The following is a 16,945-nucleotide window of genomic DNA, read 5'->3' as shown; positions in this document are numbered from 1 at the left end:
GCGGTGTTCCTCTCGATCCTGTTCATGGGCGGGATTGTCGAAAGCCTGTTCCGCGAGTTTTCCATCACCCTGGCGGCGGCCATCGTCGTATCGCTGGTGGTTTCGCTGACGTTGACGCCGATGCTTTGCGCCCGTTGGCTCAAGCCGCACACGCCGGGGCAGGAAAACCGCCTGCAACGCTGGAGCCGTCGCACCAACGACTGGATGGTCGGCAAGTACGCCACCAGCCTCGACTGGGTGTTGCGTCACCGGCGCCTGACCTTGCTCAGCCTGCTGATCACCGTCGGCGTCAACGTCGCGCTGTACGTGGTGGTGCCGAAAACCTTTATGCCGCAGCAGGACACCGGGCAGTTGATCGGTTTTGTGCGCGGCGACGACGGCCTGTCGTTCAGCGTGATGCAGCCGAAAATGGAAATCTTCCGCCGCGCGGTGCTCAAGGACGAAGCAGTGGAAAGCGTCGCCGGGTTCATCGGCGGCAGCAACGGCACCAACAACGCGTTCATGATTGTGCGTCTGAAACCGATCAAGGAGCGGCAACTGTCGGCACAGAAAGTCATCGAGCGTCTGCGTAAGGAAATGCCCAAAGTGCCCGGCGCGCAGTTGATGCTGATGGCCGACCAGGATCTGCAATTTGGCGGCGGTCGCGAGCAGACCAGTTCGCAATACAGCTACATCCTGCAAAGCGCCGACCTCGGCGAGTTGCGTAAATGGTTTCCGAAAGTGGTCGCGGCATTGCGAGCCCTGCCCGAACTGACCGCCATTGATGCCCGAGAAGGCGCCGGGGCGCAACAAGTGACGCTGATTGTCGACCGCGACCAGGCCAAACGCCTCGGTGTCGACATGAACATGGTCACGGCGGTGCTGAACAACGCCTACAGCCAGCGGCAGATCTCGACGATCTACGACAGCCTCAACCAGTATCAGGTGGTGATGGAGGTCAATCCGAAATACGCCCAGGATCCGGTGACGCTCAAGCAAGTGCAGGTGATCACCGCTGACGGTGCGCGGGTGCCGCTGTCGACGTTCGCTCATTACGAAAACAGCCTGGAAGACGACCGCGTCAGCCACGAAGGCCAGTTCGCCTCCGAAGACATTTCCTTCGACATGGCCGAAGGCGTTACGGTGGAGCAGGGCAGTGCCGCAATCGAGCGGGCGATTGCCAAGCTCGGCCTGCCGGAAGATGTCATCGCGAAAATGGCCGGCACTGCCGATGCCTTCGCCGCGACGCAGAAGAGCCAGCCGTTCATGATTCTCGGCGCGTTGCTGGCGGTGTATCTGGTGCTGGGCGTGCTGTATGAAAGCTACATCCATCCGCTGACGATTCTGTCGACCCTGCCGTCGGCCGGTGTCGGTGCGTTGCTGTCGATCTATGCGCTGGGCGGCGAGTTCAGCCTGATCTCGCTGCTAGGGCTATTCCTGCTGATTGGCGTGGTGAAGAAAAACGCCATTCTGATGATCGACCTTGCGCTGCAACTGGAACGGCATCAGGGCCTGTCGCCGCTGGAATCGATCCGCAGCGCCTGTCTGCAACGGCTACGGCCGATTTTGATGACTACGCTGGCGGCGATTCTCGGTGCCTTGCCATTGCTGCTCGGCCGGGCCGAGGGCGCGGAAATGCGCCAGCCGCTGGGCCTCACCATCATCGGCGGGCTGATCTTCAGTCAGGTGCTGACGCTTTACACCACGCCTGTGGTTTACCTCTATCTCGACAAGCTGCGCCATCGTTTCAACAAATGGCGTGGCGTGCGTACTGACGCCGCTCTGGAAACTCCGCTATGACTGACCGTTCGCTTATCAATCTGGCCACTGTTCGGGGCTCGCGCTTGCTGAGTCTGTCACTGTGCGTGGCGATGCTCAGTGCCTGCGCTGTCGGCCCGGATTACCAACGTCCGCAAACCGCTGAAATCACCCAGTACAAGGAAGCCGCTGGCTGGACCCAGGCCAACCCGAGCGATTCGCTGGCCCGTGGCGCCTGGTGGGAGTTGTACGGCGATCAGCAGCTCAACGGGCTGATCGAAAAGCTCAACAATTCCAACCAGACCGTCGCGCAGTCGGAAGCCCAGTACCGCCAGGCTCAGGCCTTGGTGCGCAGTGCTCGCGGAGCGTTCTATCCCAGCGTTGACTTGAGCTTGGGCAAGACCCGCTCCAGCCAGGGCACCGGTAGCAGCAGTTCGAGTCTGAGCAGTTCCTCCAGTGGCATTCGCGACACCTATAACGCCGAGCTGGGCGTCAGTTGGGAAGCCGATGTCTGGGGCAAATTGCGCCGTGGTCTGGAAGCCGATGAGGCCAGTGCCCAGGCCAGTTTTGCCGATCTGGCGGCCATGCGTCTGAGCCAGCAGTCGGAGCTGGTGCAGAACTACCTGCAACTGCGCGTGATCGATCAGCAAAAACGCCTGCTCGAAGCCACGGTTGCTGCTTACGAACGCTCGCTGAAAATGACCCAGAACCAGTACCGCGCCGGCGTTTCCGGGCGCGATGCAGTGGCGCAGGCGCAGACGCAACTGAAAAGCACCCAGGCTGATCTGGTCGACCTGATCTGGCAGCGCGCGCAGTTCGAAAATGCGATTGCCGTGCTGACCGGGCAAGCGCCGGCGGATTTCAACATTGCCGAAGTGCAGACCATTCCAAAGCTGCCCCAGGTGCCGTTGAGCCTGCCCTCGCAGTTGCTTGAGCGGCGTCCGGACATCGCTTCGGCGGAGCGTTCGGTGATTGCCGCCAACGCCAATATCGGCGTGGCCAAAGCGGCGTATTACCCGGACCTGAGCCTGAGCCTGAGCGGCGGTTACAGCAGCAGTACCTCGCAGAACCTGGTCAGCCTGCCGAACCGTTTCTGGTCGGTCGGGCCGAAACTGTCGTTGCCGATTTTCGATGGCGGCATTCGTTCGGCAGAAGTCGACCGCACTGAAGCGGTCTATGACCAGACCGTGGCCAAGTACCGCCAGACTGTGCTCGACGGTTTCCGCGAAGTGGAAAACTATCTGGTGCAGTTGAAGGTGTACGAAGACGAAGCGGCGGTGCGCCAGGAAGCGCTCGATGCGGCCCGCGACTCCCTGCGCCTGACGGAAAATCAGTACAAGGCCGGGTTGATTGCCTACATCGATGTGGTGGTGGTGCAAGCCACGGCACTGAGCAACGAGCGCAGCGTGCTGAACATTCTGCAAAGCCGCTTGATTGCCAGCGTGCAACTCATCGCAGCGCTGGGCGGCGGTTGGGACGGACAACTGGATGTCAGCGATAACACCCGCTGAAGGTTGGCTTCACTGATCGTTCCCACGCTCCGCGTGGGAATGCAGCCCGGGACGCTCCGCGTCCCATCCAGAGCCGAACGCAGAGCGTCCGCTGAGGCATTCCCACGCAGAGCGTGGGAACGATCGGGTAAAGCCGTGAGCGCCGGACCAGAGCCTCGTCGGCCGATCAAACAAACGTTTCATCGGCTTGATGGCCAATTGATTACTTTGTCAGTGCGTTCTTCTGCGTAATCAGTACAATCGCCGCATTTGCCCGACCGAGAATGGACGCAGTCCGCGTTGGGTGGCCACGAGAAATCCCATGCTCATCGGTAGTTATTCCTCCACCCTGGTTTTTATTTCGTTGTGCGTGGCGATTCTCGCTTCCTACACTGCGCTCGACCTCACCGGTCGCATTGCCACGGCCAAGGGCCGTGCGGTGCATTTCTGGAACGCCGGCGGTGCGTTTGCCATGGGTATCGGCGTCTGGTCGATGCATTTCATTGGCATGCTCGCCTTCAAACTGCCGATCGACCTTGGCTACGACATCACCCTGACCGCGCTTTCACTGTTGATTGCCGTGTTGTCCTGCGGGTTCGCCTTGTGGCTGGTCAGCCAGCCAAAACTGCCGATTCTGCAACTGGCCTTCGGTGCGCTGATCATGGGCGCCGGGATCAGTGCCATGCATTACACCGGCATGGGAGCGATGCGCATGACGCCGGGGATCGACTACGACCCGACGCTGTTCGGCGCTTCGTTGCTGATTGCGGTCGGCGCATCGGCAGCGGCGCTGTGGATTGCCTTTCGCCTGCGTAAGCACTCGCCGTATGTGCGCCTGATTCGCGGCGGCGCAGCGGTCATCATGGGTATCGCCATTGTCGGCATGCATTACACCGGCATGGCCGCTGCGCAATTTCCAGACGGCAGTTTCTGCGGTGCCACCGTCAACGGTTTGAAGGGCAGCGGCCTCGACAGCCTGGTGCTGATCACCACGCTGGCGGTGCTGTCGATTGCCTTGCTCACCTCGATCCTCGACGCACGACTTGAAGCGCGCACTGCCGATCTGGCGCATTCGTTGACCGTCGCCAACCGTGAACTTACGCAGTTGGCCCTGCACGACACCCTGACCGGCCTGCCGAATCGCATGTTGCTCGACGACCGGATCAATCAGGCGATGAAAAAGGTCAACGAGCAGGGCGGCTGCTTTGCCTTGATGTTCATCGATCTGGACGGCTTCAAACCGGTTAATGATGCGTTCGGTCATCACATGGGTGATCAGTTGTTGCGCGAAGTCGGCGTGCGTCTGCGTGAAGACTTGCGCAGCCTCGACACGCTGGCGCGGATCGGTGGCGATGAATTCGTGTTACTGGTGCGCCTCAGCGAACCCAATGATGCGCTGGGACTGGCGGCGCGTCAGGTCGGTCTGATCGCACAATCATTCCGCGTTGCCGAGCATGACTTGCAGATCTCCGCCAGCGTCGGCATCGCCCTGTACCCGGGTAATGGCCAGACCGCGCAGGAACTGCTGATGAACGCCGACGCGGCGATGTACCACGCCAAGGGCGGCGGCAAAAACGGTTACAGCTTTTTCGATGCGTCGATGAACAACAACGCGCGCAAGCAGTTGCAGTTGTTGCAGGACCTGCGCGCGGCGCTGGAACACAGTCAGTTCAGCTTGCATTACCAACCCAAGTTCGACGCCGCCAACGGCCGTCCGGTCGGGGCTGAAGCGCTGTTGCGCTGGGAGCACCCGATCCACGGCATGCTGATGCCGGACAAGTTCATTGACCTGGCCGAGAAATCCGGGCTGATCATCCCGATCGGCGACTGGGTGCTCAACGAAGCCTGTCGCCAGATGCGCGAATGGTACGTGCTCGGTTACACCGATTGGCGTATCGCGGTGAACCTGTCGGCGTTGCAGTTCTGCCACACGGGACTGGTGCGCAGCGTGGCCAAGGCGCTGGCCACGCACCACTTGCCGGCCAACAGCCTGACTCTGGAAATCACCGAAACCACGGCCATGAGCGATGCCGATGCGAGCATGATGGTGTTGCAGGAACTGTCGGACATGGGCGTCGACCTGTCGATCGATGATTTCGGCACCGGTTATTCCAGCCTGATGTACCTCAAGCGATTGCCGGCCAACGAGCTGAAGATTGATCGCGGTTTTGTGCGCGATCTGGAGCATGACAGCGACGATGCGGCGATTGTCTCGGCGATTGTCGCGTTGGGGCAGGCACTGGGTTTGCGCATTGTCGCTGAAGGTGTCGAGACCGGTGTGCAGCAGGCGTTTCTGACTCAACTGGGCTGTGATTCGTTGCAGGGTTATCTGCTCGGGCATCCGATGCCGGCGGACAAATTCATGCGGGATATTGCGCGGGGTGAGCAGTCAGCGGTGGTCTGATCGACCGCGTTATCGTTCTTCGCGAGCAAGCTCGCTCCCACATTTGGAATGCATACCCCTGTGGGAGCGACGGTGCGACGATTCGACCTGCTCGCGAAGGCGTCCGGCCCGACACAACAGACCTCATGCAAAACCCGCCAATGGCGGTTATTCTTCCCCCCGACTGTTACGTGTGCATTTGGGGGAAAGGCCAGCATGGATAAAGTCATTGTGATCACCGGTGGCGGGCGCGGGATTGGCGCCGCTACGGCGTTGTTGGCTGCCGAGCAAGGTTATCGGATCTGCATCAACTATCAGTCGGATGAGCAAGCCGCGCAAAGCGTGCTGGAGCAAGTTCGCGGATTAGGCGCCCAGGCCATCGCCGTGCGTGCCGACGTCAGCATCGAAGACGAAGTGATCGCATTGTTCCATCGGGTCGACACCGAGTTGGGCCGGGTCACCGCGCTGGTGAACAACGCCGGCACTGTCGGACACAAATCGCGGGTCGACGAAATGTCCGAATTCCGCATCCTCAAAATCATGAAAACCAACGTACTGGCGCCGATTCTCTGCGCCAAACACGCGATCCTGCGCATGTCGCCCAAGCACGGCGGGCAGGGTGGCAGCATCGTCAACGTGTCGTCGGTGGCCGCGCGTCTCGGTTCGCCCAACGAATACGTCGATTACGCCGCGTCCAAAGGCGCGCTCGACACCTTCACTATCGGTTTATCCAAGGAAGTGGCGGGCGAGGGGATTCGCGTCAACGCGGTGCGCCCGGGTTACATCTATACCGATTTCCACGCACTGAGCGGCGATCCGGATCGGGTCAGCAAGCTTGAGTCGGCGATTCCTATGGCCCGTGGCGGGCGCCCGGATGAAGTGGCGGAGGCGATTGTCTGGTTGTTGTCGGATAAGGCTTCTTATGCGACCGGGACGTTTGTTGATTTGGGTGGTGGGCGCTGATCGCTTGGATTTGCTTCGATAGCACCGCCCCCTTCGCGAGCAAGCTCGCTCCCACATTGGATGTGTGAATGACACAGAACCAATGTGGGAGCGAGCTTGCTCGCGAAGAGGCCAAGGCAAACACCATCAATCTGTCAGAACGACCGCACAATCCGCCCCAATGTCTCCATGGCCTTTTCCGAATCCTCGGTCCAAGGGCTGCCATAGTTCAACCGAATACAATTCCTGAAGCGCTGCGTCGGCGAAAAGATCGGCCCCGGCGCAATGCTGATGCCTTGCGCCAGTGCCATCTGAAACAACTTCAGCGAATCCATTTGCGGTGGCAGTTCCAGCCATAAGAAGTAGCCGCCGGCCGGTTGGCTGACCCGCGTCTGCGCCGGGAAGTAGCGGGCAATCGCCGCGAGCATCGCGCTCTGCTGTTCTTCCAGTGCGTAACGCAGTTTGCGCAGGTGCCGGTCATAACCGCCGTGTTGCAGGTAGTCGGCAATCGCCGCTTGCGCTGGCATCGAAGCACACAGAGAGGTCATCAGTTTCAGTCGTTCGATTTTCTGCGCGTAACGTCCGGCGGCAACCCAGCCGATGCGGTAGCCGGGGGCGAGGCTTTTGGCGAATGAACCGCAGTGCATCACCAGACCTTCCGTGTCGAACGCCTTGGCCGGTTTCGGTGCTTGTTGGCCGTAATAGAGTTCGGCGTAAACGTCGTCTTCGATCAGCGGCACCTGATGGCGGCGCAGCAGTTCGACCAGTTCCTGTTTCTTCGCCTCGGGCATGGTTGCACCCATCGGGTTCTGGAAACTGGTCATGCACCAGCAGGCTCTGACCGGATGGCGTTCGAGGGTTTGCGCAAGTACGCCGAGGTCAATGCCATCGCGCGGGTGCACGGGAATTTCCACGGCTTTGAGTTTCAGCCGTTCGAGCACTTGCAGGCTGGCGTAGAACGCCGGGGCTTCGATGGCCACCAGATCGCCCGGTTCGGTGACGGCTTGCAGGCACAGGTTCAGCGCTTCGAGGGCGCCGTTGGTGATCAGCAGCTCTTCCATTGGCAGCATCAGGCCGCCGACCATGTAGCGCAGGGCTATCTGTCGGCGCAGTTGCGGATTGCCCGGCGACATGTCGGTGACGACCATGCGCGGGTCCATCTCGCGGGCCGCGCTGGCCAGCGAGCGCGACAGGCGCTGCAACGGGAACAGGGTCGGGCTGGGGAACGCCGAACCGAACGGCACGGTACTCGGGTCCTTGATCGAATCGAGGACCGAGAACACCAGTTCGCTGACGTCGACTTCGGTGGAATCGTTGACGTGGCTGCTGATCACCGGCTCCGAGAACGGGCTCGGCGCGTGGGTATTGACGAAATAGCCGGAGCGCGGCCGGGCGCGGATCAGGCCACGGCGTTCGAGCAGGTAATAGGCCTGGAATACCGTGGACGGGCTGACCCCGTAGGTCTGGCTGGCGTAACGCACCGAGGGCACGCGCTGGCCGGGGCCAAGGACGCCGGAGCGGATCAGTTCAGCGATGTCGTCGGCGAATTTTTCGTAGCGTTTCATCGAGGAGCCTTGGTGCTGGTTGATGATGAGGTGTGTCAGGAGAACTGCCCCTCACCCTAGCCCTCTCCCAGAGGGAGAGGGGACTGATTGGGGGATGYTTGCGAACTACACCGACCTGAAAGTGCTTTGCTGAATCCACAATCGACTCAGCTTGATGTGCTTTGCTAAATCCATAATCGATTCGGCTTGATAGTGTTTTGCTAAATCCACAATCGACTCGGTCTGTCAGGTCGATGTATAGCGACAGACACCTCGGTCGGCTCCCTCTCCCTCCGGGAGAGGGCTGGGGTGAGGGAAAAAGATTCTAACGGCTCAGCGATTCATCGGCGCAACAAACCTGCTCTTCGCCACGCTGTAAACCTCAGGCTCATCGCTGTCGACAATCTTGAAACTCAAGGTCTGCGAACTGCTGGCCGGGCGTTCCGTGGTCATCGCCACCGACACCGGCACATCGACAATCTCACCCGGCGCCAGGCTCAGTTCAGTCTTGCCCTGCAACTGGAAGCCGTCGCCATCCACCAGGCTCAGGTTGTAGTCCTGGCGCTGTTGGGTCTTGTTGATGACTTTGAGGCTATAGATGTTTTCAATCTGACCCTGACCATTCTCGCGGAACAACCCGCGATCCTTGGTCACGTCCAGCGAGACCATCGGCCGCTCGATCAACGCCAACGCCAATGCGCCGATCATCGCCACCAGCACCACGGTGTAACCGATCAGGCGTGGGCGCAGCAGGTGGGTTTTGCCACCCTGCAGTTCGCGCTCGGAACTGTAGCGGATCAGGCCGCGCGGGTAGTTCATCTTGTCCATGATCGAGTCACAGGCGTCGATGCACGCAGCGCAGCCGATGCACTCCATCTGCAGACCATCGCGAATGTCGATGCCGGTCGGACAAACCTGCACGCATAACTGGCAGTCGATGCAATCACCCAGGCCAGCCTCAAGCGGTTTCACGTCGCGTTTGCGCGGGCCACGGTTTTCGCCACGGGCCACGTCGTAGGAAATCGCCAGGGTGTCCTTGTCGAACATCACGCTCTGGAACCGCGCATACGGGCACATGTGCATGCACACCGCCTCACGCAGCCAACCGGCGTTGATGTAGGTGGCGGCGGTGAAAAACAGCACCCAGAACAGGCTGACGCCGCCGATTTGCAGGGTCAGCAGTTCTTCAGCCAGTGGCCGGATCGGCGTGAAGTAACCGACGAAGGTCAGGCCGGTCAGCACACTGATCGCCAGCCACAGGGTGTGCTTGGCCGCGCGTCGCGCCAGTTTGTTCAGGCTCCACGGCGCGGCTTGCAGTTTGATGCGTTGGTTGCGTTCGCCTTCGGTGATCTTCTCGCACCACATGAAGATCCACGTCCACGAACTTTGCGGGCAGGTGTAACCGCACCAGACCCGGCCGGCGAACACGGTGATGGCGAACAGACCGAACGCAGCGATGATCAGCAGCGCCGACAGCAGAATGAAATCCTGCGGCCAGAACGTCGCGCCAAAGATGTGGAATTTGCTTTCGGAAAGATCCCAGAGCACCGCCTGACGTCCGCCCCAGTTCAGCCACACGGTGCCGAAAAACAGCACGAACAGAAATCCCGCGCCACTCATGCGCAAGGTGCGGAACAGGCCGGTGAAGCTGCGGGTGTGGATCTGGTTGTCGCTGGATTTGGCCGTCGCCTTCATTGGGCGTGCGGGCACACTTTTGATAGTTGGAGATGCTTCTACGGTTCGGACGGGGATTTGTTCGCTCATGGTTATTCGCTCATCAGCCTCCATCAGGCCAGAGCACTATGAGCGTCGATCTGTTTGCATAACAGACTCAGCTATTTCAATAAAAAGCGGATCAGATGCGATTCTGCGCAACGCCTGCGACAACTTGAAGCAGCCCGCAGACAAAGGCGCAAAGGCCTATATCAGGCGTTTGCGCGGGGTGTTGATCAAGGTCAGTCAAATCACCGAACCACTCTCGTCAGCCTTCAAGTGCTTGCGACCATCCTTGGCGCCTGCGACGGTCAATTCGTCGGCTTCTGCCTCGGTGATGTAAACGCGCCGGCCATCTATTTCCACAAACGACATGGCCTTGTCGCTGTCCGTACGCACTTCCAAGGTGTCGCAAATGCGGATTTCTTCGCCATTCTCGACGGTGAAAAAACACACTTTCTGTTCGGGGTTGGATTCATCGACTCGAACGGGCATGAGGGCGGTCCTTTTTTCAGGGAAGTCTGAAAGGTTAGGGCGCACGCTTCACCGATGGTTCTGCGCAACTGATTAATGGTCGCCGCTGTCCATCGTCTATCCAGCCAATAACAAGGACTGCACGATGGACGCGTGGTGGCATGAAGTGTGGCAAACCCTGCAGGCGGAATTCGCCGACGTCGCGGATGCGTCGCAATTGACGCGCATCACCGTGCGCCTGCTGATGGCCGCCATTCTGGGCGGCATTCTCGGATTCGAGCGCGAACACAAGGGCAAGGCTGCCGGGGTGCGCACGCATATGTTGGTGGCGCTGGGGGCTGCGCTGTTTGTACTGGTGCCGCAGACATCAGGGGCGGAATCCGATGCGATGAGCCGCGTAGTCCAAGGGGTGATTGCCGGGATCGGCTTTCTCGGTGCCGGGACTATCCTGAAAAACAAGGAAGGTGATGAAGGCCATGTCAAAGGCCTGACCACGGCTGCCGGGCTGTGGATGACGGCAGCCATTGGGGTCGCGGCGGGATTGGGCAGGGAAGCAACGGCGCTACTCAGTACTTTTCTGGCGCTGGGGATTTTCAGCGTGATGCCGCGCATCGTGAAGCTGTTCGAAAAGGACGAGGAAAAGACTGATGACCACTGATCATTCCTGCGCCGGATGATCGTTCCCACGCTCTGCGTGGGAATGCCTCAATGGACGCTCCGCGTCCGCTTTGGGACGCGGAGCGTCCCGGGCTGCATTCCCACGCAGWGCGTGGGAACGATCAGTTAGAGGATCACAGGAGGCATCGTCGTTGGTGGTTCTTCTTTGGGGGGGGGTGTGGTGCCGGGTGGCTCTTGCTCGGGAATCGGTTGCGGCTCGGTCTCGGGCAGCGTGGGTTTGTCGATGTTCGGATCGGGCGTTTCGGCCGGGATCGGGATATTCATCTGATGACCTCCGTGTGGCACATGGCGTGAGAAGTGCTTAAGTGGATTGACCACCCTGCACGCAATTCGATCCGCTTTTCTGACACGGCAATTTCATCTGAACTTTTCCCGGCGCCGGTCGCTCGGAACCTAAGTGAGTTCATTTCGGGGCAGGTGCTTCGTTGTGAACACTGATCCGGCACAAGAGCGTCCTTGGGGCGTTAAGGAGAGATGCTCAATGACTGCTGAAAGACCTTCGGAACTGAGCTACAACCCGCACATGCCGCTGTCGCAGGCGTTGCTGCTGCCGCGCATTGCCATCGAAAACACCATGCCGACCCTCGAGGGCGGGCAGTTCGCCGTGAAGTCGATTGCCGGCCGTGAGGTGGCGGTCACCAGCAAGGTGTTTGCCGACGGTCACGACAAACTCGCGGTGCGCATCCGCTGGCGCCAGGAAGGCGAGGAGACCTGGCAAAGCGAGGTCATGACCGATCAGGGCAATAACGGCTGGCAAGGCCAGTTCCGCCCTGAACATCAAGGGCGCTTCCTCTATTGCATCGAGGCGTGGATCGACCAATTCGCCAGTTTTCAGTATGAACTGGAGAAGAAACACAATGCTGCTGTACCGGTGTCGCTGGAGTTGCAGGAAGGCCGGAGCATGGTGCAACAGGCCGCCGAGCGCAGCGAAGGTCAGCTCAGCGAACAGCTCGCCGCGTTGCACCATGAATTGTCCGGGCTGCTCGAAACCGAGCAGGTCGCGCTGTTCCTGCACTCGCGCAGTGCGCAGTTGATGGCTGAGGCCGATCACCGTGCCTACCTGAGCGTCAGTCCGGAATTCCCGGTAGACGTCGAACGCGAACTGGCCGAATTCGCCAGTTGGTACGAACTGTTTCCACGCTCGATCACCGACGATCCCCACCGTCACGGCACCTTTAATGACGTGCATGCGCGTTTGCCGATGATTCAGGACATGGGCTTTGACGTGCTCTATTTCACGCCGATCCACCCGATTGGTCGCGCCCATCGCAAGGGGCGCAACAATTCCCTGACCGCCGGTCCCGATGATCCCGGCAGCCCTTATGCCATCGGTAGTGAGGAGGGTGGTCACGAGGCGATCCACTCGCAACTCGGCACTCGCGAGGACTTCCGCCGATTGGTCGCCGCTGCTGCCGATCACGGCCTGGAAATCGCCCTCGATTTCGCCATTCAGTGTTCCCAGGATCACCCGTGGCTCAAGCAGCATCCGGGCTGGTTCAACTGGCGCCCGGACGGCACGATCAAATACGCGGAAAACCCGCCGAAGAAATACCAGGACATCGTCAACGTCGACTTCTATGCGCCGGACGCGATTCCGAGCCTGTGGGTCGAATTGCGCGACATCGTCATTGGCTGGGTCGAAGAGGGCGTGAAGATCTTTCGCGTCGACAATCCGCACACCAAACCACTGCCGTTCTGGCAATGGCTGATCGCCGATGTTCGGGCGCTATATCCGGAAGTGATCTTCCTCGCCGAAGCCTTCACCACGCCGGCAATGATGGCGCGGCTGGGCAAGGTCGGTTACACGCAGAGCTACACCTATTTCACCTGGCGCAACAGCAAGGCTGAGCTGGCGACGTATTTCACTGAGCTGAATGAATCGCCGTGGCGCGAATGCTACCGGCCGAATTTCTTCGTTAATACGCCGGACATCAACCCGGCATTCCTGCACGAATCCGGGCGTCCAGGATTTCTGATTCGTGCGGCGCTGGCGACCATGGGTTCAGGCTTATGGGGCATGTATTCGGGGTTCGAGCTGTGCGAGTCGGCGCCGGTGCCGGGCAAAGAGGAATACCTCGACTCGGAGAAGTACGAGATCCGCATCCGCGACTTCACCGCGCCGGGCAACATCATTGCCGAGATCGCCCAGCTCAACCGCATCCGCCGGCAGAACCCGGCGCTGCACACGCATCTGGGCCTGAAGGTCTACAACGCCTGGAACGACAACATTCTGTATTTCGGCAAGCGCAGTGTCGACGGCAGCAACTTCATTCTGGTCGCGGTCAGCCTTGATCCGCATAACGTGCAGGAGGCGAATTTCGAACTGCCGCTGTGGGAAATGGGCCTGCCCGATGACGCGACAACCCACGGTGAGGATTTGATGAACGGGCATCGCTGGGACTGGCATGGCAAGTACCAGTTCATGCGCATTGACCCGGCGTACCAGCCATTCGGCATCTGGCGAATTACCGCTACGTAATGATCGTTCCCACGTCGAGGCGTCGAACCGTCTGCGTGGGAACGCATCCCGGGACGCTCCGCGTCCCAGAAACTGACGCAGAGCGTCCATGGCGGCATTCCCACGCGGAGCGGGGGAACGATCATCGTGGGGGCTTTTAAAGCATTCAGCAGGAGTTTCACATGGCGAAGAAACCCAAGGCAGCCACCTTTATCAAAGACCCGCTCTGGTACAAGGACGCGGTGATCTATCAAGTTCACGTCAAATCGTTTTTCGACTCCAACAACGACGGGATCGGCGACTTTCCCGGCCTGATCGCCAAACTCGATTACATCGCCGACCTCGGCGTCAACACCATCTGGCTGTTGCCGTTCTATCCCTCGCCACGTCGCGACGATGGCTATGACATTGCCGAATACCGTGGCGTGCACAGCGATTACGGGACCATGGCCGACGCCAAGCGCTTTATCGCCGAGGCGCACAAGCGTGGCTTGCGGGTGATCACCGAACTGGTCATCAACCACACCTCCGACCAGCACCCGTGGTTCCAGCGTGCGCGCAAGGCCAAGCCCGGCTCGGCGGCGCGGGACTTTTACGTGTGGTCGGATGACGATCAGAAATACGACGGCACGCGAATCATTTTCCTCGATACGGAAAAATCCAACTGGACCTGGGATCCGGTCGCCGGACAGTACTTCTGGCACCGTTTCTATTCGCACCAACCGGATCTGAATTTCGACAATCCGCAAGTGATGAAAGCCGTGCTATCGGTGATGCGCTACTGGCTGGACATGGGCATCGACGGCCTGCGCCTCGACGCGATTCCGTACCTGATCGAGCGTGATGGCACCAATAACGAAAACCTGCCGGAAACCCACGACGTCCTCAAGCAGATCCGCGCCGAGATCGACGCCAATTACCCCGATCGCATGCTGCTCGCGGAGGCCAACCAATGGCCGGAAGACACCCAGCTGTACTTCGGTGATACCGATGCGGCAGGCCTTAACGGTGATGAATGCCACATGGCGTTTCACTTCCCGTTGATGCCGCGCATGTACATGGCGCTGGCTCAGGAAGATCGTTTCCCGATCACCGACATTCTGCGCCAGACCCCGGAAATTCCCGCCAACTGCCAATGGGCGATTTTCCTGCGCAACCACGATGAGCTGACGCTGGAGATGGTCACCGACAAAGAGCGTGACTATCTGTGGAATTACTACGCGGCTGACCGTCGGGCGCGGATCAACCTCGGCATCCGCCGTCGTCTGGCGCCGTTGATGGAGCGCGATCGCCGCCGCATCGAATTGCTCAACAGTCTGCTGCTGTCGATGCCGGGCACGCCGACCCTGTATTACGGCGACGAGATCGGCATGGGCGACAACATCTACCTTGGCGACCGCGATGGTGTGCGTACGCCGATGCAGTGGTCGATCGACCGCAACGGCGGCTTCTCCCGTGCCGATCCGGCCAGCCTGGTGCTACCGCCGATCATGGACCCGCAATACGGCTATCTGTCGGTCAACGTCGAAACCCAGTCCGGCGATCCGCATTCGCTGCTCAACTGGACCCGACGCTTGCTCGCTGTGCGCAAACAGTCCAAGGCGTTCGGCCGTGGCACGTTGAAAATGCTCTCGCCGAACAACCGTCGCGTGTTGGCTTACACGCGCGAATTCACCGATGCCGATGGCAAACACGAAATCATTCTCTGCGTGGCCAACGTCTCGCGCAGTGCGCAAGCGGTGGAGCTGGACCTGTCGGCCTACGTCGGCATGGTGCCGGTGGAGATGCTCGGCGGTAATGCCTTCCCGCCGATTGGCCAGTTGAATTTCCTCCTGACCCTGGCGCCTTACGGTTTCTACTGGTTTGCACTGGCGGCGGAAAACCAGATGCCGAGCTGGCACGTGGAGCCGGCGCAAAGCCTGCCGGACTTCACCACGCTGGTATTGAAAAAACGCATGGAAGAATTGCTCGAAGCGCCGTCGCGCACATCGCTGGAGCAAAACATTCTGCCGAGCTGGCTGCAGAATCGCCGCTGGTTCGCCGGCAAGGACGCGGCCATCGACAAGGTGCATCTGGCGTACGGTGTGCGTTTCGGCGATGCGCAGCATCCGGTGCTGCTCAGCGAAATAGAAGTCACCAGTGGCGGGCAGACCAGTCGTTATCAGTTGCCGTTCGGCTTTATTTCCGAAGATCAGGTCGGCCCGGCGTTGCCGCAGCAATTGGCCTTGTCCCGTGTACGCCGAGTGCGACAGGTCGGCTTGATTACTGACGCGTTCAGCCTTGAAACGTTTATTCGTGCGGTGCTGCAAGGCATGCAGAACAACACCGTGCTGGAGTCGAGCGAAGGCGAAATCCGCTTCGCACCGACGCCGCATCTGGAAACGCTCGGCCTCGGTACCGAGTCGGAAGTGCGTTATCTGTCTGCCGAGCAATCGAACAGTTCGGTGGTGATCGGCAATAGTCTGGTGCTTAAGCTGATACGCAAAGTCGCTTCTGGCGTACACCCGGAACTGGAGATGAGCGCTTACCTGACCGAGGCCGGATTTGCCAATATCTCTCCGCTGCTCGGCTCGGTGATTCGCCGCGATGCCAAGGGCGAAGACAATCTGCTGATGATCGCCCAAGGCTATCTGAGCAATCAGGGCGACGCCTGGGAATGGACGCAGAACAACCTCGAGCGGGCGCTGCGCGATGAGCTGGCCGATGCCATGTCCGAACAGGAACAGCATTACAACGCCCTCGGTGAACTGAAGGATTTTGCCGGCATGCTCGGTCAGCGTCTGGGCGAGATGCACAAGGTGCTCGCCGCGCCCACCGACAATGCCGACTTCGCCCCGCAGGTGTCGACGGCCAAGGACATGCAGGCCACCGGCAAGGATGTTGTGGCGCAGGTCGAACACGCGCTGAAACTGCTCAAGCAGCATCAGGGCGAACTCAATGCGGCGGATCAGAAACTGGTCAAACGCCTGATCGACGAGAAGAAAACCATCCTCACGCACGTGCAGGATCTGGCGAAAAAGGCCGTCGGCGGTTTGCGCATTCGCGTCCACGGCGATCTGCATTTGGGCCAGGTGCTGGTGATCAAGGGCGATGCCTACCTGATCGACTTCGAGGGTGAACCGGCGCGGCCATTGGGCGAGCGTCGTGGCAAACACAGTCCGTACAAGGATGTCAGCGGCGTGCTGCGCTCCTTCGATTATGCGGCTGCAATGACCATCAACGTGCACAACGTTGACCACAGCGCCGAGTCTGAAACGGCGCGGCGCCTGGTCGCCGAGCGCTATCTGCGTGAGGCCCGCGAGGCATTTGTTCAGGCATATCGCCGCGCGGCAGCTAGTCTTGATCATGCCTGGCAAGATCCTGAAGGTGCCGACGCCGCGCTGGCGTTGTTCGGCCTGGAGAAGGCGGCCTATGAAGTGGCCTATGAAGCCGAAAATCGCCCCACGTGGCTGCCCGTGCCGTTGCACGGTTTGTATGGGTTATTGACGGGGCTTAAACCCTTTTCCGATCTTGGTGGAGAGTAGTC

Annotated in this window: 11 protein-coding genes; 7 read left to right on the top strand and 4 right to left on the bottom strand. The window is 60.1% G+C overall.

All coding sequences use genetic code 11. The annotated features are described in order from the left end of the window. From AC1DVF_RS06975 to AC1DVF_RS06960, 4 genes are all read left to right on the top strand, one after another. The coding region (locus tag AC1DVF_RS06975) for an efflux RND transporter permease subunit (protein ID WP_477782265.1) at positions 1-1,779 on the top strand (1,779 nt) is incomplete at its 5' end. Then, positions 1,776-3,248 (top strand): efflux transporter outer membrane subunit, encoded by a 1,473-nt coding sequence (locus AC1DVF_RS06970; RefSeq protein ID WP_460090785.1) that lies wholly within the window; start codon positions 1,776-1,778, stop codon positions 3,246-3,248. The genes AC1DVF_RS06975 and AC1DVF_RS06970, both read left to right, overlap by 4 nt. Positions 3,249-3,549: 301 nt before the next feature. Continuing rightward, the gene (locus AC1DVF_RS06965) at positions 3,550-5,631 is read left to right on the top strand and encodes a putative bifunctional diguanylate cyclase/phosphodiesterase (protein ID WP_477782264.1); all 2,082 of its coding nucleotides are present in this window, start codon (positions 3,550-3,552) and stop codon (positions 5,629-5,631) included. 195 nt (positions 5,632-5,826) lie between these two features. After that, positions 5,827-6,573 carry an SDR family oxidoreductase gene (locus AC1DVF_RS06960; protein WP_093432969.1) on the top strand — a complete coding sequence of 249 codons (747 nt, stop codon included), beginning with the start codon at positions 5,827-5,829 and terminating at the stop codon, positions 6,571-6,573. A gap of 134 nt (positions 6,574-6,707) precedes the next feature. Here the strand turns inward: AC1DVF_RS06960 and mapR are convergent, their stop codons facing one another. The 3 genes from mapR to AC1DVF_RS06945 form a co-directional block, all read right to left on the bottom strand. Then, positions 6,708-8,117: a GntR family transcriptional regulator MpaR gene (gene mapR, locus AC1DVF_RS06955; RefSeq protein WP_460090788.1), complete on the bottom strand. Its 1,410-nt coding sequence runs from the start codon at positions 8,115-8,117 to the stop codon at positions 6,708-6,710. A 312-nt stretch (positions 8,118-8,429) separates the two neighbouring features. Beyond that, positions 8,430-9,860: a cytochrome c oxidase accessory protein CcoG gene (ccoG, locus tag AC1DVF_RS06950; RefSeq protein ID WP_320336857.1), complete on the bottom strand. Its 1,431-nt coding sequence runs from the start codon at positions 9,858-9,860 to the stop codon at positions 8,430-8,432. A 195-nt stretch (positions 9,861-10,055) separates the two neighbouring features. Beyond that, entirely contained in the window at positions 10,056-10,304 is a 249-nt protein-coding gene (locus AC1DVF_RS06945; protein WP_093432963.1) for a DUF3203 family protein, read from the bottom strand. A 124-nt stretch (positions 10,305-10,428) separates the two neighbouring features. On the opposite strand from AC1DVF_RS06945, the gene AC1DVF_RS06940 reads away from it, so the two are divergent. Beyond that, positions 10,429-10,941 carry an MgtC/SapB family protein gene (locus AC1DVF_RS06940; RefSeq protein WP_093432961.1) on the top strand — a complete coding sequence of 171 codons (513 nt, stop codon included), beginning with the start codon at positions 10,429-10,431 and terminating at the stop codon, positions 10,939-10,941. Between the two features lie 125 nt (positions 10,942-11,066). On the opposite strand, the gene AC1DVF_RS06935 is transcribed toward AC1DVF_RS06940, so the two are convergent. Then, positions 11,067-11,225 (bottom strand): hypothetical protein, encoded by a 159-nt coding sequence (locus AC1DVF_RS06935; protein WP_008087190.1) that lies wholly within the window; start codon positions 11,223-11,225, stop codon positions 11,067-11,069. 217 nt (positions 11,226-11,442) lie between these two features. Here AC1DVF_RS06935 and AC1DVF_RS06930 point away from each other — a divergent pair, with 217 nt between their 5' ends. Both AC1DVF_RS06930 and treS read left to right on the top strand, forming a co-directional pair. Then, positions 11,443-13,440: an alpha-1,4-glucan--maltose-1-phosphate maltosyltransferase gene (locus AC1DVF_RS06930; protein ID WP_477782263.1), complete on the top strand. Its 1,998-nt coding sequence runs from the start codon at positions 11,443-11,445 to the stop codon at positions 13,438-13,440. A gap of 161 nt (positions 13,441-13,601) precedes the next feature. Beyond that, the gene (treS, locus tag AC1DVF_RS06925; RefSeq protein WP_093432957.1) at positions 13,602-16,943 is read left to right on the top strand and encodes a maltose alpha-D-glucosyltransferase; all 3,342 of its coding nucleotides are present in this window, start codon (positions 13,602-13,604) and stop codon (positions 16,941-16,943) included. Positions 16,944-16,945 lie beyond the last annotated feature (2 nt).

The sequence above is a fragment of the Pseudomonas sp. P4_D7 genome (assembly GCF_056401755.1).
The sequence above is the reverse complement of the archived record's forward strand: the minus strand, read 5'-3'. Positions and strand labels throughout refer to the sequence as shown.